Origin of the sequence: Neobacillus cucumis (assembly GCF_016908975.1) — a bacterium.
Classification (GTDB): domain Bacteria; phylum Bacillota; class Bacilli; order Bacillales; family Cytobacillaceae; genus Neobacillus; species Neobacillus cucumis.
Map to the genome: position 1 here is coordinate 1 of NZ_JAFBEX010000016.1, position 25,587 is coordinate 25,587.

Below are 25,587 nucleotides of genomic sequence, written 5' to 3' on the forward strand. Positions count from 1 at the left end.
TTCAAGGGGCAACAGCGATATTCGCAGTGAATATTAAGCGGATTCTAAAGCTCCTAAATGAAAAAGTGTAAAAGAAGACAAAGAAAAAGGTGACAAATTTAAGACGGAATGTCACCTTTTTTTATTAGCTCAAAATGAAAAGTTAAAAAAACGTAAGTTTTTCAGTGCCCTCGCTTAGAGATGAGTGGGGTCTCCCCTGCCCCGTACTCCCGCAGGACATTGAAATTCTTCCTCGAGTCCGCCCACGCACGAAGAAAATGCGATAGCATTTTCGAGGAGTCGAGTGCCTTCCGCTCCAATCAACAGGAGTATAAAAACCAACACTGCTCTTTAACAGAGCCTTATCAAAAAAATGACTCAGTCCTGTGACTGAGCCATTTCTCCTTTTATTTGCTGTGCGTTTGTTAATCTGAATTCTTTTGGAGTCATCCCGTTCATTTCTTTAAAGCTCCTGCTAAAATAGTTGGCATTATGGTAGCCAACGAGCAGCGAAATTTCTTTAATAGGCTTGCTTGTTTCGGTTAATAACCGTTTCGCTTCTTTCATCCTCATCCCCGATAGGATCTCAGTAAACCCTTTGCCCGTTTTTGAAATCAGCATATGACTGAAATAGGACGGATTTCTATCCACATATTTTGCAACATCATCAAGCTTCAAATCAACTTGAGCAAAATTTGTTTCCATAAACGATATGCCGCGCTCAATCGGATCCTGTTTATTATTTCTGGAATTTGCCTCTGCCCCGGAAACGATCTTTTGAATAAATAGAATCAGATTTTGGACTGTGCGGTAAAGAACCGCATCATACAAAATCGAATTGAAAATATACCGATATTCCCATTCGTAAATTTCGTCCGCAATCAAATTGTTCGTTTTCATAAATCTTCTTATTTGAGCAAGGATACTTGTAAGCCGGATCCTAACTAATCCCGGATCGGGGAACGGATCTTTAAGCTGTAAAAATTCATCATAAAGCCATTTTTTAATTTTATCTAACTGCAGGTTTGAAAGCATGTCAATCCAATCCCTTTGTTCCGGTGGTGTTAAAAATGGATCAATATGCGCCCAATCTGAAGAGTAGTCAAACTCAAAGACCTGCCGGTACCCCTTATAGTAGGTGAATTCTAACATTTTCCTAGTTTGGAGATACTTCTCATGGAGGGTCAGACCTAAGGATTTTCCTGTATCGATCACAATTGCCAGTGATTCAGAAAATTCCTCTTCCCACTTTCTAATTGCTTTTTGGCATTGTTCTTTTAAGTCAAAGCATTTTTCCTTGAACAAAAGGATGACCAGATCACTTAAAGCGAAAACGCCGTGTAAGTCTTTAAATGGGTATTCAGCTAAAAAGGAATAGAGTGTTCCAACCTTATCTTTATTTTCGGATTGAAATGCAGCTAGTTTAAAATTCTCGTTATTAGTTGAATGAGTTGAGATAAATAAAGATTCATATGTTATGTCTTTATTGGAATTTGTGTGTAAATTTCCATGTTCATGTTTATTTTTGCTAAATTGCCTAGCTGCCGCCTGAAAAGCAGTTTTAATCTTGGTTGTTGAAAAGGGCTTAATCATTAAATCCAATGCCTGCAGGTCAATAGCTGACCTGGCTTTTTCAAATGTTGCTTCAGCACTGGTCAGCAGCAATATAGGGCCATAAATCTGAATCAATTCACGGAAAGTTGACCATTCCTCTTTTGCAATCATATCGAGTTCCATTACAACAATATCAGGGTTTTTTTGTTCAAACAACAGGATAAACTCCTGAAAATCAGAGGCTAAAAATATGTTAGCAACAGGAATGGACGATGTTTTTAACAACCATTTTAATCCTTCTCGTTCGTTTAAATCTCGGTCAGCAATCAGCCATTTTCCTTCCACATTTCGTCCCCCCTCTTCCATCGAGTATACAACAAAATATGGATTGTCTAAATCAGTATTATTTAGATTGGCAGATTTTACGCCTTTCATTTATTATTGTGCTAAAGTGATATTGTACTAAAATTCAGAAAAATATATTGACAAATATAGATGCTGCAAAATAGAATTGTTTTCATAGCAATAGGATTAACACTAGGAAGGGGTGGAAAACCGATGAAGCGGAGATTACGTAAAAAAACACATCAAACGATAGGCAATGATATGAAAGAGGCTGGACTCCCATTCTAAAAAAATCGGAATCCAGCCTCTTTCTTTATTCTACTAAAGTGATAGAGGAGAGAAAAAAATGATTACATTAACAGGACAAAGTTTAACACTTGATCAAATGAAGGAAGTTCTATACGGAAAGCAAAAGATTAGCGCTTCAGAAAAGAGTATGAAAGCTGCCGCAAAAAGCCGGGAAGCAGTAGAAAAAATCGTTTCAGAATCCAGAGTCGTCTATGGGATTACCACAGGGTTTGGTAAATTTAGTGATGTTCTGATTGATAAAGAATATGTTCAGGATCTTCAGCTGAATCTAATTCGCTCGCACGCATGTGGAGTAGGTGATCCGTTTCCCGAAGTTGTCGCAAAAGCAATGGTTCTACTCCGTGCTAATGCCCTTTTAAAAGGCTATTCCGGAATTAGACCGCTTGTTATCGAAAGATTAATAGATTTGGTAAACAAAGATATTATCCCTGTCATTCCACAGCAAGGTTCTCTTGGAGCAAGCGGAGATTTGGCACCGCTTTCACATTTAGCATTAGTGCTAATCGGCGAAGGCGAAGTATTCTACAAGGGTAATCGAGTACCTTCACTTGAAGCTTTTCAGCAAGAAGGAATTTTCCCTGTTATACTTGAAGCAAAAGAAGGCCTCGCTCTGATTAATGGAACCCAGGCCATGACAGCTATGGGAGTTGTCGGCTATCTTGAGGCGGAACAACTTGCATTCCAAAGCGAATTAATTTCCTCCATGACGATTGAAGGATTAAATGGGATTATTGATGCCTTTGCTGAAGAGGTTCATATCGCAAGGGGCTATCAACAGCAAATTGATACAGCCGCACGTATCCGCGGGTACTTAAGCGATAGTTCATTGACAACGCAGCAAGGGGAATTGCGCGTCCAGGATCCTTATTCTCTCCGCTGCATCCCGCAAGTTCATGGTGCTACATGGCAAGCACTTGATTATGTGAAAGAAAAACTGGAAATTGAAATGAACGCGGCAACAGATAATCCATTAATTTTTGATGACGGTGAAAAGGTCATATCTGGCGGTAACTTCCATGGCCAGCCAATTGCTTTTGCGATGGATTTTATGAAAATTGCCGTTGCAGAAATGGCCAATATTTCTGAAAGACGGATTGAACGGTTGGTCAATCCACAATTAAATGATTTACCACCATTTTTAAGCCCAGAGCCAGGCCTGCAATCAGGTGCTATGATTATGCAATATGTTGCCGCCTCTCTAGTATCAGAAAACAAAACGCTGGCGCATCCTGCAAGTGTTGATTCAATTCCGTCTTCCGCCAATCAAGAAGATCATGTAAGTATGGGAACAATCGCTTCAAGGCACGCACATCAAATTATTCAGAATACTAGAAGAGTCCTGGCTATTGAGATGATTTGTGCGATGCAAGCAGTTGAATACCGAGGGGTTGAAAGAATGGCGAATCAGACAAAGGTGCTTTATGACAAAGGAAGAGAAATGGTTCCTTCTATTAAAAAAGACCGTATATTCTCAAAAGATATTGAAAAAGCGGCTGAAGGCCTAAAAACAATGGATCTGAAATTCCTTCAGCAATTGGATTTTATAAATAAATAATACTTACAAATCTCTGAATGATTGAATACATTCCCAACGGTCACCATAAGCCAGCCCCGGGAATAGCTCTGAACTATACCCGGGCTTTCAAGTATTTAGTAAACACGTCTATGAAAGCACTCTCACCTGCGTCAATTTGTATTTTTGAAGATTGTTGTAAACAGAATGATGGAGCAAATAAATGACTAAGAAAGAGGTGTTTTATGCAAAATACGGCACTAAGACAAAAAAATCAGAAGATACCCCCTGGGGAAAAACATGAACACTTAGAACGGAAATTAAAGACAAGACATCTTTCGATGATCGCCATCGGGGGAACGATTGGAACGGGTCTTTTTTTAGCAAGCGGTACTACCATTCATGATGCCGGTCCCGGGGGGGCGATTGCCTCCTATCTTATTGCAGGAATCATGGTTTACTTTATCATGACCAGCCTCGCGGAAATGGCTGCATTTATCCCCATTTCGGGTTCTTTCAGTACGTATACATCAAGATTTGTTGATCCCGCCTTAGGGTTCGCTGTCGGCTGGAATTATTGGTATAACAATGCCGTTATTTTGGCTCTTGAATTATCGTCTGCTTCCCTGATTATGAAATATTGGCTGCCTAATATTCCTAGTATCGTGTGGAGTGCAACTTTTTTAGTGATTATATTTGGACTAAATGTTTTATCTGTAAAAGGCTATGGTGAATCTGAATTTTGGTTTTCCATTATCAAGGTTGCAACCATCATCATTTTTATTGTTGTAGGATTAGTGATGATTTTTGAAATTATGAATGGGCATACTGGTGGATTTGGAAATTTAAAATTAGGCGAAGCACCATTTAAGGGTGGGATTTTATCCATTTTTAGTGTATTTATGGTAGTCGGATTTGCCTTTCAAGGAACGGAATATGTTGGGGTAGCCGCGGGCGAAAGTGAAAACCCTGAAAAAAATATCCCCAAAGCGATTAAGCAAATTTTCTGGCGAATTCTTTTATTCTATGTTTTAGCTATATTCATCATTGGATGCTTAATTAGCTATAAAGATCCAAATTTATTAAGTTCTGATCTTGCAAACATTGCCGTAAGCCCCTTTACACTTGTTTTTAAACATGCCGGGCTGGCATTTGCCGCATCTGCTATGAATGCTGTCATTCTTACCTCCGTTCTGTCAGCAGGAAACTCAGCTTTATATGTTGGTTCACGAGTCCTATGGGTTCTAGGAACAGAAGGTAAAGCACCTTCATTCTTGAAAAGGGTAAATAATGGAGGTGTTCCTGTAAGCGCTTTAGTCGTTACTACTTTTGTAGGAATGCTTTGTTTCCTCACTTCTTTTTTTGGGGATGGTACCGTTTATTCATGGCTATTAAATGCTGCTGGTTTATCAGGCTATCTCTCTTGGTTAAGTATTTCTGTTGCACACTTACGATTCCGAAAAGCCTATATTGCTCAAGGCAGAGACATTCATGCACTTCCATATATTGCGAAATGGTTTCCGATAGGACCAATTCTAGCGGGCATATTATGTTTTATAGCCATGTTGGGAACAAATTATGAGGCATTTACCGGTGGAAAAATTGATTGGTATGGAATTCTCGTTTCTTATATTGGACTGCCTTTATTTTTACTTGGATATGTTGGCTATAAAATGGTTAAAAAATCAAAAATGGTTCCATTACAAGAGGCTGATTTCAGCCGTGAATAAGTTTGCTTTTACCGCTGCGTATAGTTACAAGGATTACTAAAAACTAAAAAACATTTTATGAGGTGTACTTATGGCAATGAAATCCATTATAAAAGAGCTAACTAAACAACAACAAGTGGAACAAGAGTCCTTAAATATGCTCCAATCAACGCAAACCGTTATTCATGAAGCATTACATAAGTTAGGTTTTCAAGATGAGATGTTTGAATTATTAAAAGAACCCTTACGCTTATTAAAGGTTCGTTTTCCAGTCAGAATGGACGATGGTTCGGTTAAAATTTTCACAGGCTATCGTTCCCAGCATAATGATTCAGTTGGTCCTACAAAGGGCGGAGTTCGTTTCCATCCTGAAGTAGATGAACATGAGGTAAACGCATTGTCCATTTGGATGAGCTTAAAGTGCGGAATTACCAACCTTCCATTTGGCGGCGGTAAAGGTGGTATCAATTGTGACCCGCGCAACATGTCACTAAGAGAGCTAGAAAGATTAAGCCGGGGCTATGTGAGGGCAATCAGTCAAATAGTTGGACCAAGTAAAGATATCCCTGCACCTGATGTTTATACGAACTCGCAAATTATGGCATGGATGATGGATGAGTACAGCCGTCTGCGCGAATTTGACTCTCCCGCTTTTATTACAGGAAAGCCCATTGTATTAGGAGGATCGCAAGGCCGTGAAACCGCAACGGCTCGCGGTGTAGCCATTATTATTGAGGAGGCCGCTAAGAAAAAAGGGATTGATCTACAGGGTGCTCGCGTAGTGATTCAGGGCTTTGGCAATGCCGGCAGCTACTTGGCAAAATTCATGCACGATGCCGGAGCAAAGGTGATTGGTGTTTCCGATGTATACGGTGCAATTGCGGATCCAAATGGATTGGATATTGACTATTTACTTGAAAAAAGAGACAGCTTTGGAACCTTCTCTAAACTATTTACGAATACAATCTCCAACAAAGAACTACTTGAACTTGATTGTGATATTCTTGTTCCTGCAGCGATCGCCAACCAAATTACGGTCCAAAATGCTCCCGACATTAAGGCATCGATCGTGGTGGAAGCAGCGAATGGACCAACAACTTTTGAAGCAACTAAACTTTTAACGGATCGTGGTGTTTTCCTTGTTCCAGACATTCTCTCAAATGCCGGAGGCGTCACTGTTTCCTATTTTGAGTGGGTACAAAATAATCAAGGCTATTATTGGACAGAAGAAGAAGTGGATCAAAAACTTAAAAAAATCATGGTTGATGCTTTTGATAACATTTATAGCGTATCAGAAACACATAAAGTAGATATGCGGTTGGCTGCTTATATGGTAGGAATAAAAAAATTAGCAGATGCTTCAGCCTTTAGAGGCTGGATTTAGCTCCTATATTCAAAGGGGCTAATACCGTTCAATCTTTTTGGAAGAGGACTAATGATGAGTGCTCCCATACACTAATGAAATCGACAGGGTTCTACCTGTCGATTTTTTTTATAAATTGGCTCTTTTTTCTAGGTGCTAGAAAATCGTATAAAACTGAGGGATTTTAAGTGAAGCGTTTCACAACTATATCTAACACATCAATTCACAAAATAAAACCTCACAGCACTAGTAAACCGTTTAAAAGTTTATTTTCCAAGGATTTCATAAAGAAACGGTAAATTGGAAATCTTTATATGTAGAGTATGTTTACATTTAAAACTTTGTAAGAAATAGTACTACTAAGGGAAAGGAGCTAACCTATGAAAAAGTGGGTTCGTAAAAAGTATGTTTATGAAGAACAATCACTTTTTACATTAATTAATCAAAACAAACATTCAGATGATTTTGTTCATTTTTATAACTCACAGTCTCCTCAACCCTATTGGATTTCTTATTTTAGCTCGTTAATCGATTTGGAGATTTTACACCGGGATTTACTTCCATATTTAAATAAAACAGCCCCTGCCTCATTGGAAGAATTACAAGCCGGCCTGCCTTTTGAAAATATTGTCATTACAAATGCTTTAGAAAAAGTTCAAAATGAGTTATTAAAAGGATCCGTATTAATTCAGTTTGATGAAAAGGACCCTGCAGGGGCACTTGTTCCCGCCGAAATGAAGAAGGCGCGTGCGGTCACGATGCCCGAAGAGGAATATAGTGTTGTAGGGCCAAAAGAATCATTTGTGGAATCCTTATCAACGAATATAAATTTAATTCGAAAGCGACTACCTGTTTCAGAACTACAAGTCAAAGAAATGATCATAGGGACTCTTTCAAAAACGAAAGTATCTGTTTTATATATCGAGGGGATTGCAAATGAAGAAAACATTAATACGGTTATGCAACGTCTTCGTAATGTGCAATATTATCAAATTCTAGATAGTTCGTATATTGCACAGATAATCGCGGATAACGCTAATTCTGTTTTTCCTCAGTTAATAGATACAGAGCGCCCAGACCGTGCATCAGCTGCACTTGCTGAAGGAAGTGTCGTTATCCTAGTAGATGGCTCTCCTCATTCTCTTATTGGACCGACTACGTTAATATCCTTTTTCAGTGCGTTTGATGATTACTTTGTTAATTGGCAATTGGCTTCTGCTATTAGAATTCTTCGTTTACTGTCTGTCAGTTTTTCCATATTGGTTACTCCTATTTATGTCGCGGTCTTATCCTATCATTATGAATTAATACCAAAAGATTTAATGGTTACATTAGTTTCTTCAAGAAGAGTTATTCCCCTGCCACCGTTTCTTGAAGCACTTATATTAGAATTAACAATTGAATTGCTTCGGGAAGCGGGGGCAAGGTTACCGACAAAAGTTGGACAGACGATCGGTATCGTAGGTGGTATCGTCATAGGGACAGCAGCGGTTGAAGCTGGCTTAACAAGTAATGTACTGCTCATTCTGGTCGCTCTTGCCGCCCTAGCTTCGTTTACAACGCCCGTTTACCGAATGGGCAATGCGATTCGCTTAATTCGTTTTCCTTTTCTTTTCTTTGCGGAACTGTGGGGACTGTTAGGAATTGCAATGGCCTCTATTTTTTTAATCGGCCATCTGTTACGGTTAACATCTTTAGGAAGGCCATACTTAGAACCGATTTATCCTCCACGGATTAATGATCTTAAAGATGCCTTCGTTCGCCTACCTCTTTCATGGCAATCTAAAAGACCTTTTTTCCTGAAGGCGGAAGACGTACACCGTTTTAATGGGAGAGAAGCTAACGAAAAGAAGGACATGGATGAATGAGAGGATGATATAATTTGGAAAATATGCCGCCCATTAAAGACCAATTTCGTATTCCACCTTTCCTAGTTTTTTTCCTCATACATAAAACGCAGTTTGTTGTTGGTGCTTTAAGTTTTCAGCGAAGTCTTGCTAAATTATCCGGGCACGATGCGTGGATGGCAGTAATTATAACTGGTACAATTGTTCATATTTTAATTTGGATGGTATATAAGATTTTAGATAAGGCAAAGGGTGACCTTATTCAAATCCACCAATATACCTTTGGAAAATGGGTAGGCGGGCTTCTAAGTATTTTTTTTATTGGTTTTTATGTTTTAGAATGTATATTCGTTCTTCGTTCGTATATCGAAATTATTCAAGTATGGATGTTTCCATTAATGAAAACATGGACTTTTGCTTTTGTCTTTTTACTTAGTGCGTACTATATCGTATCAAATGGATTTCGCACTGTTACTGGAATTTGTTTTGTGGGGGTTGTCCTCCCCCTTTATGTACTTCTCACTTTTTTAGTACCGCTTGAATTTTCTAACTTTCGAAATTTATTGCCCGTTTGGGATACTTCAATGAAGAATTTGGGTCATTCTGTAATTGATATGGGGTTCCAATTTTTGGGGTTTACACAGTTATTTTTGTATTATCCCTTTATTCAAAAGCCTGAAACGTCCCAAAAGTGGGCTCATTATGGCAATCTGTTTTCTTCGGTTATTTATCTGTTTATCCTGTTAGTGACCCTTGTTTATTTTAAACAGGAACATTTGTTAAAAACGACTTGGCCTACATTAACCTTGTGGAAAATCATCGAATTTCCATTTGTAGAACGATTTGAATTTATCGGAATCATTTCATGGTCAATTATCGTTCTGCCAATTATTTGCTTGGATGCATGGGTGACAAGTCGGATTGTAAAGCAATTGTTTAAGGTAAAGCAACGGAAGGCAGTCGTGATTTTTCTACTGGTTTGTTTGATTGGCTGTTCCCTCTTGAAAGATAGTGAAAGTTTGCAAACCGTTAATAATGTCACATCTTACATTATTAATACTATATATATATATATCCCTTTCCTTTTTGTTGTTTATCATATCCGGTATAAAGTTAGGGAGAGAGCATGAAGATCAAAATAGTGGCATTCATTCTTATCATAGTTGTTATGTTCTTATATGGCCGGCAGCCGAAACAGATTGTGGATGATATTGAAATGCCTAACATAGTAGGATATGACTACATAGATAAAAATACAATCCAAACAACGACTGTTCTACCCGTCTACAAGCCGGATAAAAGCATAGAGAATAAAGCATTAACTGTAGAAGGTGAATTAAGTAAAGAGACGTTAGGCAGGCTCCAAAGAAAATCATTCCAGCAAGTAGGAAATGGCAAATTAGCAGTCGCTGTTTATAGTAAAAAACTGGCCAGACGAGGAATTGGTAGTCTGATTGATACCTTTCACCGAGACCCGAAGATTAGTGAAAAATTATATTTAACTGTAGTAGATGGACAAGCAAAAACGCTTTTGAGGAAACAATATGGTGAAGGAGATAATGGGTTATTTTTATCTGAGCTTATCGAACAAAATATTGATTCCGGAGTAATACCGAAAACTAATCTTCATTATTTTTTATCCGCCTATTTTTCTAAGATCAATGATCCGTTTTTACCATTAATTCAAAAAAAGGGGGATGATGTGATAGTAAAGGGAATCGCATTATTTAAGGGTGACCGGTATGTTGGAACTCTTGGGCAAAATAAACTTTTTGTTTTTAAAGCCCTTATTGAGAATATTACTTTAGGTACTTATAAGGTAAGGATTAACAATCGTGAGAATGCTATCATTCAGAGCATTAATATAAAACACAAATACAATATTCAAAACATAAAAGAAAGGCCTAACATCGATATATTTCTTAATGGAATAGGAACGATCATTGAATTCAAAGGGAGAAAATTAAATCAAGAAGAAATAACCAAAATAGAAAATCAAATGAATGAACAATTAGAAAGACAAGCCACAACATTGATTCGATCGTTTCAAAAGTTGAAAATTGATCCAATTGGCTTAGGAGATGAAGTAAGAAGTCGGACTAGAAACTTTAATGATCAAAAGTGGTTAAAACAATATCCAACTGTAAAGGTCAATATAAAAGTACATATGGTAATATCTGAGAAGGGTGTATCAGATGGGGAGTAATATACACCAATAAAATCTTGATTGGTGTATGTATCCACTCTATATCAGCAAAAAGAAAAATAAATTTATCAAATTTTTTCAGGGGCATGAAATTGGATCTCGGATAAAATGTGAATCATATTTTCACATTTTATCCGAGGATTTTATGATTCAGTGCTTATCTATTTGTCTAAAAGTCACTAAACACCTGTATTGCTTTTTCTTCTAAACTGATCCACTTTTATGGCTGAAGATTCTGCATCCACTTTGCTCCATAAAAAAATAAGCATTGTCGCCACAAGTCCCAGTATCCCCACAAAATAAAATCCTGCTTTAATTCCCATAAGTGAATTAAAGATCCCTGCAAAAAATGGCCCTGCAAAGATGCCAATCGCATAAATCGCCTGATAGGCCCCCATCGCCGTCGCTCTTTTGTCGGGTGCGATTTTTTCAATGGCCAATCCTAACAGCAACGGGAAAATTAAGCCCAGTGAAAATCCGCAAAAAATCTGAATGGCCAGAAATAACCCTTTACTGTGAACGAACGGAATCAGCAACGTAAAAACGGAGGCAAAGAAGAAGGCCGTTTTTAGGGCATTCCATTTTCCCATTAGCGGAACCAATACTCTCCCCATAAAAGGCGTCGCAATGGCATGAGGGATCATAAACGCAAACACGATGAAAGTGAGCGCACTTTCTGTAAAGCCAATATGTAGGGCATAGTTAGATGTAAAACCAAACATCGTTGAAAAAATAATACTATGTGCCAAAATCGATAAGAGGGCTACCTTTAACAAGGATGGTTCTTTGATAACAGCCGCTAATTCCTTCACCTTTAGCGGTTCTCTCTCTATTCCCTCTTTTGACTCAAAAATAAATAGAGATAGAATCACACCGATGCTACTGAAACAAACGGCTATCCAAAAAGGAGCTTTCCAGCCCCATTCACTTACGATGTAACCACTGAAACTCATCCCTAAAAACTGAGCAAGAACAACAATAAAAGAAATGCTTCCCATGGCACGATGTACTTCATGATTGGCAAAATAACTTGGATACAAGACTGTAAAAACGACCCACGTAGACGCTGCAATTCCGGCAAGTGCGCGGGCTGCGAGAATCCAACCTAAACTATCTGTTAGTAAAAAAATGCTACAACTTAACATGCTGATCAACATGCCAAAAATGATAAAGGGTTTCCTCACTTTTTTCACATCAGAAAAGATCCCAATTGGAAGTCTGCATAACAGCTGCATAATCCCGTAGCTGCTCAAAACAATCCCAATAAAGGTATACTTTCCATCTAATGATTTCATATAAGGTGAAAAAATAGGAACATAGAGAAATTGCGGAAACCACAAGAGAAAGGAGACAACAATAAAGAGATATTTGTTTCTATTTGTACTCAACATATCACTTCCATTTTAAAAATATTTAAGAAAAAACCGGGCTAAAATCGCCCGGTTGAATTTATGCTTTATGGCTTGATTTGAATTCTCTTATCTTTGCTTTGACTGTTTCTTTCACAGCTTCCTTACCTGGTGTAAGAATGGTCCGAGCATCATACACTTCTTTATCGTTCTCGAGTACATCGCGGACGGCTTTCGCCCATGCCTGCAAGCATTCTGTATTCACATTGATTTTGGCATGACCCAATTCAATGGCTTGATGGATTTGGTGTAATGGGATGCCTGAACCGCCATGTAATACAAGCGGTACGTTGGTTAATTCGGAAATTTTCTTCATTTCAGCAAACCCTAATTTAGGCTCTCCTTGGTATGGACCATGTACGGAGCCAAGCGCCGCTGCAAGAGCATCAATGTTTGTTTCTTGGACAAGCCGTAAACATTCCTGTGGATCCGCGTAATTAATGCCGCCAATCATACCATCCTCATTACCACCCACAGTTCCAACCTCAGCTTCGACTGTCACACCATGAAGTCGGGCATAGTCGGTCACTTGCTTTGTCATGGCAATGTTTTCTTCAATGGAATAGTGCGAACCGTCAATCATTACAGAAGTATATCCAGCATCAATGGCTTCTTTACATCTTTCCACACTCATTCCGTGGTCAAGATGAAGGGCAACCGGTACCGTAATCTTCTTTTCCTCTACAATTCTATTGATCATCGTAGCGATTGTCTTAAATCCGCCTAAATAATCTACTAGTCGATCGGATGAGGCTACGATGATAGGAGAACGCTCCTCTTCAGCCGCTTCTAACATCGCTTCTGCCCATTGAAAGCTGTTGATATTAAATTGCCCCACCGCATACTTTTCTTTTTTCGCTTTTTCTAGCATTTCTTTCATCGGAACTAATCTTGTTGTTGCGATCATTTCCATCCCCACCCCTCTTGTCTGAATTTTCAAACGAATGAAGGCAGATCAAATTCAAGTGAATTTGATCCAACCCAAAAAGTTTCTTAGTATTGTTTTGCCGTTTCTAATTTTTGTTTTCTTGCATCAAACGCCTTTTGAATGCTTTCTTTATGGGATACTTCCGCAATCCCAACATTCCACCAGCTTTCATAGCCGTCAGTCATGGTTTTTGGAAGAACCTTAATATCAATAAGTGTAGATACATCTTGCTGTTTGGCATCTTCTAGAGCTTCTTTCAGCTGCTCAACTGTATTAACGCGGTACGTCTTTGCACCGTAGCCTTCTGCCACTTTTGCATAATCGATAGTTAAGATTTTATTGTCATGGGTTCTGAATTCTGTATTGAAACTATCGCTGCCATTTTCCATTTGTAAATTGTTAATACAGCCCCATCCTGAGTTATCGAATAGGACGATATTAACCTTTTGATTGTATTGGATAGCGGTAATAAATTCAGAGTGCATCAACAAGAAGCTGCCATCGCCCACAAGTGAATATACTTCTTGATTAGGGGCTGCCAATTTCGCTCCTAGTGCACCTGATACTTCATAGCCCATGCAGGAATAGCCGTACTCAACATTATACGTATTGGTTACAGTTGGATTCCAGATCCGTTGTACATCGCCTGGCAGGGATCCTGCTGAAGTAATAATGATACTATCTGGTGCAACTGTTTCATTAACGGCTAATAATGCTGTAGTCTGTGCTAGCTCCGTGTTAAGTGCATCAGCATACTCATTCAGAACTTCTTGGGTAAAGTTATTTTTCACTTCCGGTTGGAAATTTTCACGGTTGAATACTACTTGGCTCAAGCGATTACGCTCGGCGGTCCATTCTTCCTTCAATTCAGCAATAATCGTGCCAAATTCACTTTCATATCCCTCTAACAATGGTGCCAATTGTTCCAATGTGGTTTTGGCATCTGCTACCACTTGGAAGGCATCCAATTTATAGGCTTGCAGACGGCTGACATTGATGTTTAAGAACTTAGTTGTTTCAAAGTTAAAAGCCGTTTTCGACGAAGTGGCAAAATCGGTGTACCGTGTACCGATACCAATGATTAAATCAGCTTGGCGTGCTGCTTTATTGGCTGCCAATGTCCCTGTAATCCCCATACCGCCTAAATTATTTTCAAAATCAGACTCAACAGTGGCTTTACCAGCTTGTGTTTCTACTAATGGAATATTATGCTTTTTGGATAGAGCAACTAAAATATCACGAGCCTGTGAATACTTTGCCCCTCCACCCACTAAGATAACTGGCTTTTTACTCGCTTTGATCAATTCTGCAGCTCCATATAGTTCACGTTCAACCGGTGCTTTGCGATCTACATAATGGACGCGCCTTTCAAAGAATTTCTCATCATAATCGTACGCTTCCCCTTCAACATCCTGTGAGATACAAATTGTTGCGGGGCCAGCTTTTCCTGGATCTGTCATTACTTCAAAAGCACGAAGCAAACTTGACATTAGTTGTTCCGGGCGGGTCACTCGATCCCAGTATCTTGAAACCGGCTTTAAGGCATCATTCGTTGTAACAGCCGCGCTATATTCCTGTTCCACTTGCTGCAGCACTGGGTCAGGCTGACGGGTAGCGAACGTATCTCCCGGTATTAATAACATTGGAATATTGTTGGCAAGAGCGGTTGCAGCAGCCGTTACCAAGTTCGCTGAACCTGGTCCAACAGAGGTAGTTACGGCATAAATTTTTTGGCGAAGCATTTGTTTACCGTAAGCCATTGCGGCAAGAGCCATTCCTTGTTCATTTTTTCCTTGAACAATCTTCAGATGTCCCGGGTCTTGTTCCAGCGCCTGGCCAATTCCGAGTACATTTCCATGTCCAAATATAGCGAAGACCCCTTCCACAAAAGGAAATTCCTGGCCATCCACATGGATATATTGCTGATTTAAAAATTTGACTAAAGCCTGTGCCGTTGTTAATCTAATTTTTCCCATGGCTATTTTCACCTCTAGCTTAATTGTTCTGCTTTTTCCGATCTTTCTTCAATCAATTGTTCAATTTCTGCCACTGTTGGCATCGCTTCTGAAGAACTGTGTTTACTTACAACAATGGCTGCAGATGCACTGCCAAATTTTAGAGCCGTTTCAATATCTTTGCCTGAAATTAATGCATATAAGAAGGCAGAAGCGTAAGAGTCTCCAGCACCAAACGTTTTTAGTACTTTTGTTAAGTAAGCGTGGCCTCTGAACGTTTCTCCTGACTTTGTATAGGCATAGGATCCTTCTACCCCATGCTTAATCACGACTAATTCTGGAGTATGCTTAAACAATTGTTCAATGGTTTCTGCGTTGCTGCCTTCAGTTACATTTTCCATGACATCAAATTCATCACGTGTACCAACGACAACATCTGCCTGCTGTGCTACTAATGTATAATAAACAGATGTTTCTTCAAGAGATGTCCAAGTATAGCCGCGATAGTCTAATTCGAATACTACTTTTACATCATTTTTCTTTGCTAGTTGAATCGCTTTTAAAATCGCTTCACGTGAAGGGCTTTTTGCTAGAGCGGTTCCGGAAACAAGCAGAACTTTTGCTCTTTTAATATAATTCTCATCTACTTCTGATGGCTGTAAATACAGATCCGCTACTTCATCACGGTACATAAGAATGCTGCATTCTTCCGGACTTTTAATCTCTGTAAAGGCTAAACCTGTCTTATGACCATCTTGATCCACCACCATGTTGGATGTATCAACACCCACACCGCTCATGTATTGCTCAATAAACCGTCCATGCTGATCATTGGCAAGTTTTCCAATAAAGCCAGCTTTTAAACCAAGCTTCGATGAACCAATAGCGATATTGGCCGGTGAACCGCCTACATATTTTTTAAATGTCATTGTTTCTTCCATTGGACGATTGTATTCCACTGCGTTTAAATCCATGCAAGCGCGACCAATGGCAATCAAATCAAACTCTCTATCAGAACTAAATTGAAGTTTCATGCTCATAACCTCTCCTTTTATTTACGGTTTAGAATCCATTCATGGGCTGGTTCGTTGTAGAACTTCCAGATACGTGTTGGCCCTGCCATTACATTTAAATAATAGGACTCATAACCATCAGGTACACCGACTGGATGGTAGCCAGCAGGTACTAATACAACATCACCGTGCTCAACTGCCATGGTTTCATCTAGTGAACGGTCATCTGTATAAACACGTTGGAAAACAAATCCTTGTTGCGGGTTCATTTCATGGTAATAGCTTTCTTCTAAGAATGATTCCTCTGGCAAATTATCCTGATCATGCTTATGCGGCGGATAGCTTGACCAGTTCCCACTTTCGGTGAATACTTCTACAACTAGTAAACTATTAGCAGATGGATTGGAATCGGGAAGGATATTATGGACTAAACGCTTATTGCTGTATTTTCCTCTATTTTCAATTCCATTCTCGTCTGCCTTTATTAATTTTGTAGGCAGTTGTTTGTTAGATGGAGAATAGCAAAGAGCCACTCGCGCTTGTGTAACACCTTCTACCTCAAAAGTACGGTCATTTGAAACATAAACACTGTCGGTTGGTTTCTTTTCGAAAACGCTCTCCCTTGTGCCAATATTTTCAAAAACCTCTTCACGATCCGAAACATTTATTTTTCCTGTCAAGGCCACAATACAGCATTCTACTTTGCCAAGGTCTTCTGTATATTTGGCACCCGGTGCTAAATCAACGATTTTAAATCCAACATATTCTAACGGTGAATTTTGACTGGTTACGTCTTGAACGATGGTGACTCCTGGTGCCGTTTCAACTGCATTAGGTTTCCGGAGCAATTTACTCATTTGTAATCCTCTCCTATCTATGTAATAGCTATTATCCTAACCGTTAAAGGCAGGATAATAGCATTTTAGATTGCTGACACTTATTCGAATTTTGGTGCTTTATAATTAGCCGTCACAACTTTTTTATGTGTGTAGAATTCTACTCCGTCTTTTCCATTAGCAGGTAATGTTCCAAAGAAGGAAGATTTCCATCCTGAGAATGGGAAGAATGCGATTGGTGCTGGGACACCTAAGTTAACGCCTAACATTCCTGCATCAATATTTTCGCGGAAGTAGCGAATGGACGAAGCGTTTGATGTATAGATACATGCACCATTTGCAAACTCAGATTTATTGGCAGTTTCAACTGCTTCTTTTAAGTTTTTCACACGAACGATAGACAGTACTGGTGCAAAAATCTCATCTTTCCAGATCGTCATATCAGTTGTAACATCATCAAAGATTGTTGGTCCTACAAAATATCCTTCTTCAGGCGCATTTTCACGTCCATCACAGATCAATTTTGCTCCTTCCTCAATCCCCTTCTGGATATAACCTAATGTACGCTGCTGATTTTGTTCGCGAATAACCGGTCCTAAGAATACACCCTCATCAAGACCATGTCCAATTTTGACTGCTTTTGCTTTCTCAACTAATTTCTCAAGAAATTCATCAGCGATTCCTTCTTCTACTGTTACAACAGCGCAAGCCATGCAACGTTCGCCTGCAGAACCAAAGGCTGAAGCAATAACGTTTGTTGTGGCAAGTTCTAAATCTGCATCGTTTAATACGATAGAGTGGTTTTTAGCACCTGTTAGGGCTTGAACACGTTTTAGGTTTTGGCTTCCGCGCTTATAAACATATTCTCCAACTGGTTTTGAACCTACGAATGAAATGGCTTTTACTTCAGGGTGATCAAGAAGTCCATTTACCACATCATGTGCACCATGAACAACGTTAAATACTCCCTTAGGAAGTCCAGCTTCTTCTAATAACTCAACTAGTTTTTGAGCAAGTAATGGTGTTCTTTCAGATGGTTTAAGTACGAATGTATTACCAACGGCAATGGCTGTTGGGAACATCCAGCAAGGTACCATCATCGGGAAGTTGAATGGTGTAATTCCGCCAACAACCCCTATTGGATAACGATAATTTGTGACCTCAACATCTGTTGCAATCGTTGAAAGTGTATCTCCCATCATCAGTGTAGGAGCACCTGATGCAAATTCCACATTTTCAATTCCGCGTCCTACTTCACCCAATGCTTCAGTTAGATTCTTACCATTTTCTATTGTAATGATTCTGGCTAATTCTTGCTTGTTTTTTTCTAATAGTTGCTGGAATTTGAACAGGACTTTCGTACGTTTTAATACAGGTACCTTTTTCCAGCTTTCAAATGCTTTTGCTGCCACTTCTACTGCATAGTCAATCTCTTCTTTTGTTGAAAGAGGAACCTTTGCAATCACTTCTTTTTTAGCTGGATCGTAGATATCTTCAAACTGTGTGGTTTTACTTTCAACCCATTCACCGTTTATATAATTTTTTAGAGTTTCAACCTTTGTAATAACGTTAGACATTTTACTTCCTCCTTTAATCATATCTTTATTATCATTTGGTACAAGTTTTTATAAAGACTCTCTATCAGCTTAGGAAACTAATAAATTATCACCATATTCCTGTTACCTATTGGTTAACTTTTGGTTATCTTTGATTACATGTTAATACTAAAACCGCTTTCAGTCAACTGTTTTTTATTATTTTTTTTGATAAAAATGAACGGTTAATAGAATGCAAGAATGATTACAACTTTCCAGTTAAAAACTGTGCTTCTCCAAAACCAAAGCTCCAATCAGCTGCCCCGTTTGTAACAATTGAAACCATGATGTCCTTTGGATCCATTCCACAGTATTCTGCTAACTCTTCTGCTAGAAGTTTATAAAATTCTTTCTTTTGTTTATCACTTCTTTGTGTACTTGTGACACTCACAATCACTAGATTTTGGCTTCTCTCAAATCCTAATCCAGTATCTTCAATAATCAATTCATGGGCAGGGTGCTGATTGACAATTTGGTAGCGATCCCGTTCAGGTACACCAAAAGCCTTTACAACAGCTCGATGTGAGGCATCTAATAATCGTTTTAAAGCTGCCTGATCTCGTCCCTCAATTAAATCAAATCTAACTAACGGCATCTTATCTCCTCCAATTGATTGGATTCTATCCATTCACTTAATATCAACTATTGATAATATTTTGGTTAACTTATGATTATATCATAATGAATTTTGGGCTTTTCGTCAACATTTTCATCAACACTATTAGAAAAGCGCAAGGTGCTTAGACTTCGGCGACAAGCACAAGACGAGCCGGCCGCAAGGTTTTTCTTTAACCTTTTGGACGGATTGACCTAAATGTGGAGGCGACTGTTCTGGGACTCTAGGCTAAGACGACCACTGTAAGAAGGCGCTTTTTGCCTTCTTCAGGGGGTGGCTTATGACTCGAGTCCCAAGGAGCCGCAACTGGATATGCTTGTGACCTCGAGCCGATGGCGCCTGGAGCTGGACAATTCTCGAAGTCGAGATTTATACTTTCTTATCATAAAAAAAAAGTCTTTCCTCATAAATTTGAGGAAAGACTTTCTATTAAATAGTCTATTAAATATGTAGACCCTCTCTAATCGATTTCAATGTAAGCTCATTGGACCACTCCGGTCTGTCAGGATAGGCAAACACTGAATTCGTTACAATTCCATCAAATTTCATTTCTCTTAATTTCCGGTATAAGGCATCAAAGTTAATTTCGCCTTCACCCGGATTCAAATGCTGATGGATGGTTACGTTGGCATTTGGAGGATTAATAATATAGCGTAATCCAAAGCCTGCCTTATGATTGAGCGTATCGGCAATTAAAACATGGGCAAGTAAATCTCCAGCTTCCTCTAGGTGTTGGGCTACATCGCCGATCCCATCATCATAAAAGAAAGCATGCGCTACCGAATAGACCAACTTAATCCAATCCTTATCAAAGGCACGAATCATACGGATAGCTTCTGTGTTCAACTCGATAAAATCATTTGGATGGGATTGAAGATTTAAATTGATACCTTCTCTTTCAAAAATAGGCATTAGCTCTTCCATGGACTTGACAAAAGCCGCTTCACTTTCAACTGGACGGCTTTTATCCCCAGCGAATTCACTGTTCATTAAATCTACACCTAAATCAGAAGTAATCTCAATACAGCGTTTCCAATTTCTTACCGCAGCTTGCCGCTCTTGTTCATTCGGTGAAGACCATTGTTGAACAGGAAGGACGGAAGAGATTCGAACGCCCGCATCTGAGCAATATCTTTTTAGATCTTTGATCAACTGTCTGTCCACTTTTGGATATTCATAAAACCAAATAAAATCTTTACGTGGTGATAACTCTACCCATTCATAGCCTAATCTAGCAACTGCATCAATCGTTTCTTTTAAATTAGTATTGTCACGATAATGTGACGGATCGTATGCTAAGCGCATTCAAAAATCCCCTTTCTATTTGAAAAAGCATGTACAACATTTTATAAAATGTTGGGTAACTATTGGTAATCTATAAGTACATACTAATACGAACTGTACCAATTATCAATATTTTTTTATTATTTTTAACAAAAAAGTAGAAATAAATATCCCTTCTAAAAAAGAAGGGATTTTAGAAGACATGTACTATTCTGCAATAACCAGCTGAATTTGGTTATTCTTAGCATATTCTTGGTAGGTATCATCTGGAAGGCGGTCAGTAATTAAAACATCAATTTCATTTAAACCGCAAAAGGTCATTAATCCATATTTATCGAATTTATCATGGTCGATTAATAGATAGACTTCAGAACTTCGATTGACAATGGTCTTCTTTAATTCACTTTCCAATGGTGATGCGTTCGTTACTCCATTAGCAAGAGAGATACCGGTAGAGGCCATAAAGGCTTTTTTAATATTGTAATCTTTAAATAAGTCCATATTTCTCGGATTGACAAATGAATTGGTTTTACGGTCCAACATCCCTCCGACAGAGATAACATTTAGATTCTCAAATGGAAGGGCACGAACGATAAAGTCAATACTATTGGTGAAGATAGTCAAATTTTTGTCCTTAAGATAATTAAACATTTCAATCGTTGTCGTACCTGAATCAATAAAGATAAAATCTCCATCTTCTACAAAACTAGATGCTTTTTCTGATATTAATACTTTCTGTTGTTGATTACGTACTTGTCGATCTTGAAACGATTCAAGTTTTTTATGGGCAACTGATACCCCGCCATAAACCTTTTTTAAATCTCCCCGATCCACTAACTCTTGAACATCACGTCTAATGGTATTTTTCGATACATCAAAGACTTCTACTAGTTCATCCAATGAGGCGGATTGATGTTCATTCACATAATCCTGTATTTTTTTGATGCGTTTTTCTTTAATCATTACATTTCACCCTATTTATTGTTATCGCTTACATTATATTTATTCTATCTCCATAGTACCAACAAATAACCAGAACTTCATTATTTTTTTATAAAAAGGATGAAATAATTTTATTTAACTCTTCAAAAAACCAAAATTAGGTAGAAATCACAAGTCGAATGGTATTTTTTTTAGCAAATTCTTGATAACTTGGTTTCGGATCCCTATCCGTAATTATGTAATCGATCTCATCCAGACCGCAATAGGTCATTAAACCATATTTATCAAATTTATCGTGGTCAACCAATAGATAGACTTCTGCACTTTTTTTCACGATTAACTTTTTTAATTCACTTTCAAGCGGTGAAGCATTTGTTACTCCGCTGGATAGGGAGATGCCAGTGGATGCCATAAAGGCTTTCTTAATATTGTAATTACTAAGTAAGTCTAAATTCAGCGGATTGCCAAACGAGTCGGTTTTCCGGTCCAATACCCCTCCGATCGATATGACATTCAATTGTTCAAAGGGAAGAGCACGGACAATAAATTCCATACTATTTGTAAAAATGGTCAAGTTCTTTTCCTTTATATAGTCAAACATTTCAATGGTGGTTGTTCCTGAATCTATAAAAATAATATCTCCATCTTTCACAAAGCTGGCTGCTTTTTTTACAATGGAAGCTTTCTGCTCTTGGTTACGTGTTTTTCTATCTTGAAAGGACTCCAGTTTTTTATGTATGACAGATACACCGCCATAAACTTTTTTCAGTTCTCCCCGTTTTACGAGCGTTTGAACATCACGCCTGATCGTGTTTTTCGATACATCAAATACTGAAACCAATTCGTCTAAGGAGGCAGAATGTTGTTCAATCACATAGTCATGGATTTTTTTGATGCGCTTTTCCTTAATCATAACCTTTCACCTCCTAGTTTATTATTCTTAACAAGTATTTTATCAAAAAATACCCAAAATTTCACCTAATGTTATATGAAATTTAAATATATTTCTTTTAATCTTCCTAAAATATACTCACAATTATATAAAAAAAAAGTATGGAAAGCAGAATAAGAAAAAGACATCCCCATTTAAAGAAATGCCTTCATTACTTTTAAAAGTTTTTTTATTCATAAGATGTGTCTCAAATTAAGCTAAATACATTTCGAACTACTCTGTCTTCCGACAAATTAAACAAACTATCTAAATCCATGCTTCGTTCATTTTTATGGTAAAATTCTTTAGATTCCCAATTATATCGATAATCCTCTTCCTCCCCCTGACCGATTTGGAATTTGATTGCAGTATAATTCCTTTGATAGGATAGCTACCCCCATCGTACCCGGTCCTCCTAAAAACTTATGAGGTGAAAAGAATATTCCATCTAAATATTCCAGTTTATTTGTAGGATGCATATCAATTTGTACGTAAGGTGCAGATGCAGAAAAGTCAACAAAACAAACGCCCCCATTGCGGTGCATTACTCTGCAAGTTGATAAAATCATGTTGGTATTCCCGTTACATTGGAGCAAGCTGAAAAAGATCCAATTTTCAATGGGCGATCCTTGTAATTCATTATGGCTGTTTCCAACATTTCTTGAAACTTCTCCATTGGAATTGGGTGGGATGACCTCTACATCGGCAACGGTCTCTTCCCAGGATATTTGATTAGAATGATGCTCCATATGGGTGTTTATCTTCGCTATACATTCTTCTCCCATTTGAATCACGGGATATATTTTTAAGAATACCTTCCCTTTTCATAGTACCTTATTGTATTAGCTGTTTAGTTAAATAATTCTGACATTCTGCCTACTTTTCTTAGTAATATTAACTTAGTCATAGTGGAACAATAGTTAAAGCTATAGACTTGAAAAGGAGTTAAAAATGCAAAAACAGAACATCTTATTTAATCTTGATGATACATTATCATACTGTAATAGATATTTTAACCTAGTAATTGACGAGTTCGCTAATCATATGATGGCGTGGTTTGACTCGATTACCGAGGAAGATATAAAACAGAAGCAGCTTCAAATTGATATGGCAGCGATTAGTGAGCACGGTCTAAAGTCAGATCGGTTTCCCGAGTCATTTGTTGGTACTTATAAATACTATTGCGACTTAACTGGGAGGGAAAAGAAAAAAGATGAAATCCAATATTTAAGAGAGTTGGGTTTTAAGGTATTCGAGATCCCTGTTGAACCTATTCCATATATGAATGAAACTTTACAACGTTTAAAAGAAGAGGGACATGAATTATATTTGCATACAGGAGGAGATGAGGCTAATCAGCACAGAAAAATTACCCAGTTAGAATTGACTACATATTTTGAACATCGCATTTTTATTTCGGAACATAAAGATACAACAGCTCTATCCGATATTTTAAAAACCATTAAGGCTGACCCTAATGTAACATGGATGGTTGGAAATTCATTAAGAACGGATATTGTCCCAGCACTGGAAACGGGTATCCATGCAATATACATTCCAGCAGAAAGTGAATGGAGATATAACATAGTTGAAGTTAACGTTGAGCATAGTAGTGTTTTTATAACAGTAGATTCACTTCAAGAAGTTCCTGATGTCATTTATAAACGTATCCAAGATCCAATGATGTAAGTGGATAGAATAACCTTCTATTTAATAGCATGGTTTAGTCACCCCACCTTTCTTGAAAGTGGAGAGACTTCTTAACCCGCCATAGTTAGTAGTAGGAAGATCGGTTTTTTCTTTAAATTTGTGAAGCTAAAAATAAACTGCCCCTTATATGTAGTATGATTTTTCTTAGTTTTAGGAATATCATTTACGATTCTTCTTCTTTATCTAAAACTGCACTAATTAGCTGAAGAAGAAGAATTGCCCCTTTAGTTTACTGACTTTGGCGACTTTATAAGGGATTACTTTCCTTTTGGGCAATCATTTTTTTAATCCTTCAACTTTAAAATGACCACCAAATAAAATATTTTCCTCATCTTTATTCATAAATTCAATCGTTTTACCTGTTTCGGCAGATTCATAAATCGCCTCTAGTATTCTTGTAACCATGTATGCTTGTTCAGGAGTAACGACCGGTGCTTTTTCTTCAAGAATAGCATTAATCCACTGACCAATTTCACGGTCCGCATCTGTCTCTTCGATCGGTGAGTTGTAGGCAACCCCTGCAGGATTTTGCACTTCCGTTTCAATAAGACGTCCATACATTTCGCTATTAAAGAGCAACTCATCATTATTAGTTAATTTATTTCTTCGCATTTCTGCTCCACCTTTAGTTCCTGATAAAGTGGTCATCGCTTCACGCTCATCCAATGTATTCAATATCCATGCTGCTTCCAAATAAATAATTGCTCCGTTTTTCATTTTTATAAGAGCAAAAGCAGATTCTTCTACGTTAAATGTTTGTGGGTCCCATGGTCCAAATAGATTTGCTTGATATTGATTCTTTAATTTGTTGAATGTAACTCCCGTAACAGAGTCCACTTCATAGTTGTTCATGCACCACAATGTCAAATCAAGTGCATGTGTTCCGATATCGATTAACGGTCCTCCACCTTGTAATTCTTTATTCATGAATACTCCCCATGTCGGCACACCACGACGTCGAACTGCATGAGCTTTCGCTACATAGATTTCTCCTAAATCTCCTCTTTCACAAGCCTCTTTTAGTAAAAGTGAATCTCTTCTAAAACGATTTTGATAGGAAATTGTTAGCTTCTTTCCTGATCGTTTTGCAGCATTCAGCATTTCTTTTGCTTCATTTGAGTTAGTTGCCATCGGTTTTTCACACATGACATGTTTTCCTGCATCAAGAGCTGCCACTGTAATAGGAGCATGTAAAACATTTGGTGTACATACATGAACTACATCTATATTGCTGTCATTCACCAATTCTCGATAATCAGTGTAAATCTTTGCATTTTTACTGAATTTTTCTGCTGCATTGCGCGCCTTTGCTTCATCATTACTGCAAAATGCGATCACTTCTACCTTATCATTTAATTTTATTAACGCTGGCAGATGCTTTTGAAATGCAATTGCCCCACAACCAATTATCCCCACTCTTAATTTACTCATACATCCACCTCTTGATTTCGAATCGCTTGCTATTTCAAATTGATGTGAAAAGCTTATTCCGGTATAAACATGATAGAATTAAAAAAATCCATATTATGCCTCTTTCTTTTCG

General features: G+C 38.1%; 20 protein-coding genes. 7 read left to right on the plus strand and 13 right to left on the minus strand.

Annotated elements, in window-relative coordinates:
* Nucleotides 1–357: 357 nt before the first annotated feature.
* On the minus strand, nucleotides 358–1,878 hold the full coding sequence (locus tag JOC76_RS19930; RefSeq protein ID WP_205180541.1) for a helix-turn-helix domain-containing protein: 1,521 nt from the start codon (nucleotides 1,876–1,878) through the stop codon (nucleotides 358–360).
* 346 nt (nucleotides 1,879–2,224) lie between these two features.
* On the opposite strand from JOC76_RS19930, the gene hutH reads away from it, so the two are divergent.
* The 6 genes from hutH to JOC76_RS19960 all read left to right on the plus strand — a co-directional run bounded on the left by hutH (nucleotide 2,225) and on the right by JOC76_RS19960 (nucleotide 10,825).
* Nucleotides 2,225–3,742: a histidine ammonia-lyase gene (hutH, locus tag JOC76_RS19935; protein ID WP_205180542.1), complete on the plus strand. Its 1,518-nt coding sequence runs from the start codon at nucleotides 2,225–2,227 to the stop codon at nucleotides 3,740–3,742.
* Between the two features lie 203 nt (nucleotides 3,743–3,945).
* Nucleotides 3,946–5,430, plus strand: a complete 1,485-nt coding sequence (locus JOC76_RS19940) for an amino acid permease (RefSeq protein WP_205180543.1) — start codon at nucleotides 3,946–3,948, stop codon at nucleotides 5,428–5,430.
* A gap of 136 nt (nucleotides 5,431–5,566) precedes the next feature.
* A complete protein-coding gene (locus tag JOC76_RS19945; protein WP_372441984.1) occupies nucleotides 5,567–6,793 on the plus strand; it encodes a Glu/Leu/Phe/Val family dehydrogenase in 1,227 nt (408 codons plus the stop codon).
* A 359-nt stretch (nucleotides 6,794–7,152) separates the two neighbouring features.
* Nucleotides 7,153–8,640 carry a spore germination protein gene (locus tag JOC76_RS19950; protein WP_205180544.1) on the plus strand — a complete coding sequence of 496 codons (1,488 nt, stop codon included), beginning with the start codon at nucleotides 7,153–7,155 and terminating at the stop codon, nucleotides 8,638–8,640.
* 23 nt (nucleotides 8,641–8,663) lie between these two features.
* Nucleotides 8,664–9,749, plus strand: a complete 1,086-nt coding sequence (locus JOC76_RS19955) for a GerAB/ArcD/ProY family transporter (protein WP_205180625.1) — start codon at nucleotides 8,664–8,666, stop codon at nucleotides 9,747–9,749.
* On the plus strand, nucleotides 9,746–10,825 hold the full coding sequence (locus JOC76_RS19960; RefSeq protein ID WP_205180545.1) for a Ger(x)C family spore germination protein: 1,080 nt from the start codon (nucleotides 9,746–9,748) through the stop codon (nucleotides 10,823–10,825). The genes JOC76_RS19955 and JOC76_RS19960 overlap by 4 nt, the downstream gene beginning before the upstream one ends.
* A 179-nt stretch (nucleotides 10,826–11,004) precedes the next feature.
* Here the strand turns inward: JOC76_RS19960 and JOC76_RS19965 are convergent, their stop codons facing one another.
* The 11 genes from JOC76_RS19965 to JOC76_RS20015 form a co-directional block, all read right to left on the minus strand.
* Entirely contained in the window at nucleotides 11,005–12,216 is a 1,212-nt protein-coding gene (locus JOC76_RS19965; protein WP_205180546.1) for an MFS transporter, read from the minus strand.
* A gap of 58 nt (nucleotides 12,217–12,274) precedes the next feature.
* Nucleotides 12,275–13,147: a class II fructose-1,6-bisphosphate aldolase gene (gene fba, locus JOC76_RS19970; RefSeq protein WP_275591382.1), complete on the minus strand. Its 873-nt coding sequence runs from the start codon at nucleotides 13,145–13,147 to the stop codon at nucleotides 12,275–12,277.
* A gap of 80 nt (nucleotides 13,148–13,227) precedes the next feature.
* Nucleotides 13,228–15,138 carry a 3D-(3,5/4)-trihydroxycyclohexane-1,2-dione acylhydrolase (decyclizing) gene (gene iolD, locus JOC76_RS19975; RefSeq protein ID WP_205180547.1) on the minus strand — a complete coding sequence of 637 codons (1,911 nt, stop codon included), beginning with the start codon at nucleotides 15,136–15,138 and terminating at the stop codon, nucleotides 13,228–13,230.
* Nucleotides 15,139–15,152: 14 nt separating this feature from the next.
* Nucleotides 15,153–16,151 carry a 5-dehydro-2-deoxygluconokinase gene (iolC, locus tag JOC76_RS19980; RefSeq protein WP_205180548.1) on the minus strand — a complete coding sequence of 333 codons (999 nt, stop codon included), beginning with the start codon at nucleotides 16,149–16,151 and terminating at the stop codon, nucleotides 15,153–15,155.
* A gap of 17 nt (nucleotides 16,152–16,168) precedes the next feature.
* Nucleotides 16,169–16,987, minus strand: a complete 819-nt coding sequence (gene iolB, locus JOC76_RS19985; protein ID WP_205180549.1) for a 5-deoxy-glucuronate isomerase — start codon at nucleotides 16,985–16,987, stop codon at nucleotides 16,169–16,171.
* Nucleotides 16,988–17,067: 80 nt separating this feature from the next.
* Entirely contained in the window at nucleotides 17,068–18,543 is a 1,476-nt protein-coding gene (locus tag JOC76_RS19990; RefSeq protein ID WP_239557847.1) for a CoA-acylating methylmalonate-semialdehyde dehydrogenase, read from the minus strand.
* 223 nt (nucleotides 18,544–18,766) lie between these two features.
* Nucleotides 18,767–19,156, minus strand: a complete 390-nt coding sequence (locus JOC76_RS19995) for a tautomerase family protein (RefSeq protein WP_205180550.1) — start codon at nucleotides 19,154–19,156, stop codon at nucleotides 18,767–18,769.
* A gap of 462 nt (nucleotides 19,157–19,618) precedes the next feature.
* Complete coding sequence (locus tag JOC76_RS20000) at nucleotides 19,619–20,482, minus strand: sugar phosphate isomerase/epimerase family protein (RefSeq protein ID WP_205180551.1); 864 nt, start codon at nucleotides 20,480–20,482, stop codon at nucleotides 19,619–19,621.
* 186 nt (nucleotides 20,483–20,668) lie between these two features.
* Nucleotides 20,669–21,424, minus strand: coding sequence for a DeoR/GlpR family DNA-binding transcription regulator (locus JOC76_RS20005; protein ID WP_205180552.1), 756 nt, complete (start codon nucleotides 21,422–21,424; stop codon nucleotides 20,669–20,671).
* Nucleotides 21,425–21,560: 136 nt separating this feature from the next.
* The gene (locus tag JOC76_RS20010; RefSeq protein WP_205180553.1) at nucleotides 21,561–22,316 is read right to left on the minus strand and encodes a DeoR/GlpR family DNA-binding transcription regulator; all 756 of its coding nucleotides are present in this window, start codon (nucleotides 22,314–22,316) and stop codon (nucleotides 21,561–21,563) included.
* Between the two features lie 335 nt (nucleotides 22,317–22,651).
* Complete coding sequence (locus JOC76_RS20015; RefSeq protein WP_205180554.1) at nucleotides 22,652–23,119, minus strand: aminotransferase class V-fold PLP-dependent enzyme; 468 nt, start codon at nucleotides 23,117–23,119, stop codon at nucleotides 22,652–22,654.
* Between the two features lie 166 nt (nucleotides 23,120–23,285).
* Between JOC76_RS20015 and JOC76_RS20020 the strand changes: the two genes are divergently transcribed.
* A complete protein-coding gene (locus JOC76_RS20020; protein WP_205180555.1) occupies nucleotides 23,286–24,023 on the plus strand; it encodes an HAD family hydrolase in 738 nt (245 codons plus the stop codon).
* Between the two features lie 297 nt (nucleotides 24,024–24,320).
* Here JOC76_RS20020 and JOC76_RS20025 read toward each other — a convergent pair whose 3' ends face one another.
* Nucleotides 24,321–25,475, minus strand: a complete 1,155-nt coding sequence (locus JOC76_RS20025; protein WP_205180556.1) for a Gfo/Idh/MocA family protein — start codon at nucleotides 25,473–25,475, stop codon at nucleotides 24,321–24,323.
* Between the last annotated feature and the right edge of the window lie 112 nt (nucleotides 25,476–25,587).

What these genes read in the sequence shown, in the direction of transcription:
- hutH (WP_205180542.1), top strand. Translation starts at nt 2,225, where the DNA reads ATGATTACATTAACAGGACAAAGTTTAACACTTGATCAAATGAAGGAA.
- JOC76_RS19940 (WP_205180543.1), top strand. Translation starts at nt 3,946, where the DNA reads ATGCAAAATACGGCACTAAGACAAAAAAATCAGAAGATACCCCCTGGG.
- JOC76_RS19945 (WP_372441984.1), top strand. Translation starts at nt 5,567, where the DNA reads ATGCTCCAATCAACGCAAACCGTTATTCATGAAGCATTACATAAGTTA.
- JOC76_RS19950 (WP_205180544.1), top strand. Translation starts at nt 7,153, where the DNA reads ATGAAAAAGTGGGTTCGTAAAAAGTATGTTTATGAAGAACAATCACTT.
- JOC76_RS19955 (WP_205180625.1), top strand. Translation starts at nt 8,664, where the DNA reads ATGCCGCCCATTAAAGACCAATTTCGTATTCCACCTTTCCTAGTTTTT.
- JOC76_RS19960 (WP_205180545.1), top strand. Translation starts at nt 9,746, where the DNA reads ATGAAGATCAAAATAGTGGCATTCATTCTTATCATAGTTGTTATGTTC.
- JOC76_RS19965 (WP_205180546.1), bottom strand. Translation starts at nt 12,216, where the DNA reads ATGTTGAGTACAAATAGAAACAAATATCTCTTTATTGTTGTCTCCTTT.
- fba (WP_275591382.1), bottom strand. Translation starts at nt 13,147, where the DNA reads ATGGAAATGATCGCAACAACAAGATTAGTTCCGATGAAAGAAATGCTA.
- iolD (WP_205180547.1), bottom strand. Translation starts at nt 15,138, where the DNA reads ATGGGAAAAATTAGATTAACAACGGCACAGGCTTTAGTCAAATTTTTA.
- iolC (WP_205180548.1), bottom strand. Translation starts at nt 16,151, where the DNA reads ATGAAACTTCAATTTAGTTCTGATAGAGAGTTTGATTTGATTGCCATT.
- iolB (WP_205180549.1), bottom strand. Translation starts at nt 16,987, where the DNA reads ATGAGTAAATTGCTCCGGAAACCTAATGCAGTTGAAACGGCACCAGGA.
- JOC76_RS19990 (WP_239557847.1), bottom strand. Translation starts at nt 18,543, where the DNA reads ATGTCTAACGTTATTACAAAGGTTGAAACTCTAAAAAATTATATAAAC.
- JOC76_RS19995 (WP_205180550.1), bottom strand. Translation starts at nt 19,156, where the DNA reads ATGCCGTTAGTTAGATTTGATTTAATTGAGGGACGAGATCAGGCAGCT.
- JOC76_RS20000 (WP_205180551.1), bottom strand. Translation starts at nt 20,482, where the DNA reads ATGCGCTTAGCATACGATCCGTCACATTATCGTGACAATACTAATTTA.
- JOC76_RS20005 (WP_205180552.1), bottom strand. Translation starts at nt 21,424, where the DNA reads ATGATTAAAGAAAAACGCATCAAAAAAATACAGGATTATGTGAATGAA.
- JOC76_RS20010 (WP_205180553.1), bottom strand. Translation starts at nt 22,316, where the DNA reads ATGATTAAGGAAAAGCGCATCAAAAAAATCCATGACTATGTGATTGAA.
- JOC76_RS20015 (WP_205180554.1), bottom strand. Translation starts at nt 23,119, where the DNA reads ATGGGAGAAGAATGTATAGCGAAGATAAACACCCATATGGAGCATCAT.
- JOC76_RS20020 (WP_205180555.1), top strand. Translation starts at nt 23,286, where the DNA reads ATGCAAAAACAGAACATCTTATTTAATCTTGATGATACATTATCATAC.
- JOC76_RS20025 (WP_205180556.1), bottom strand. Translation starts at nt 25,475, where the DNA reads ATGAGTAAATTAAGAGTGGGGATAATTGGTTGTGGGGCAATTGCATTT.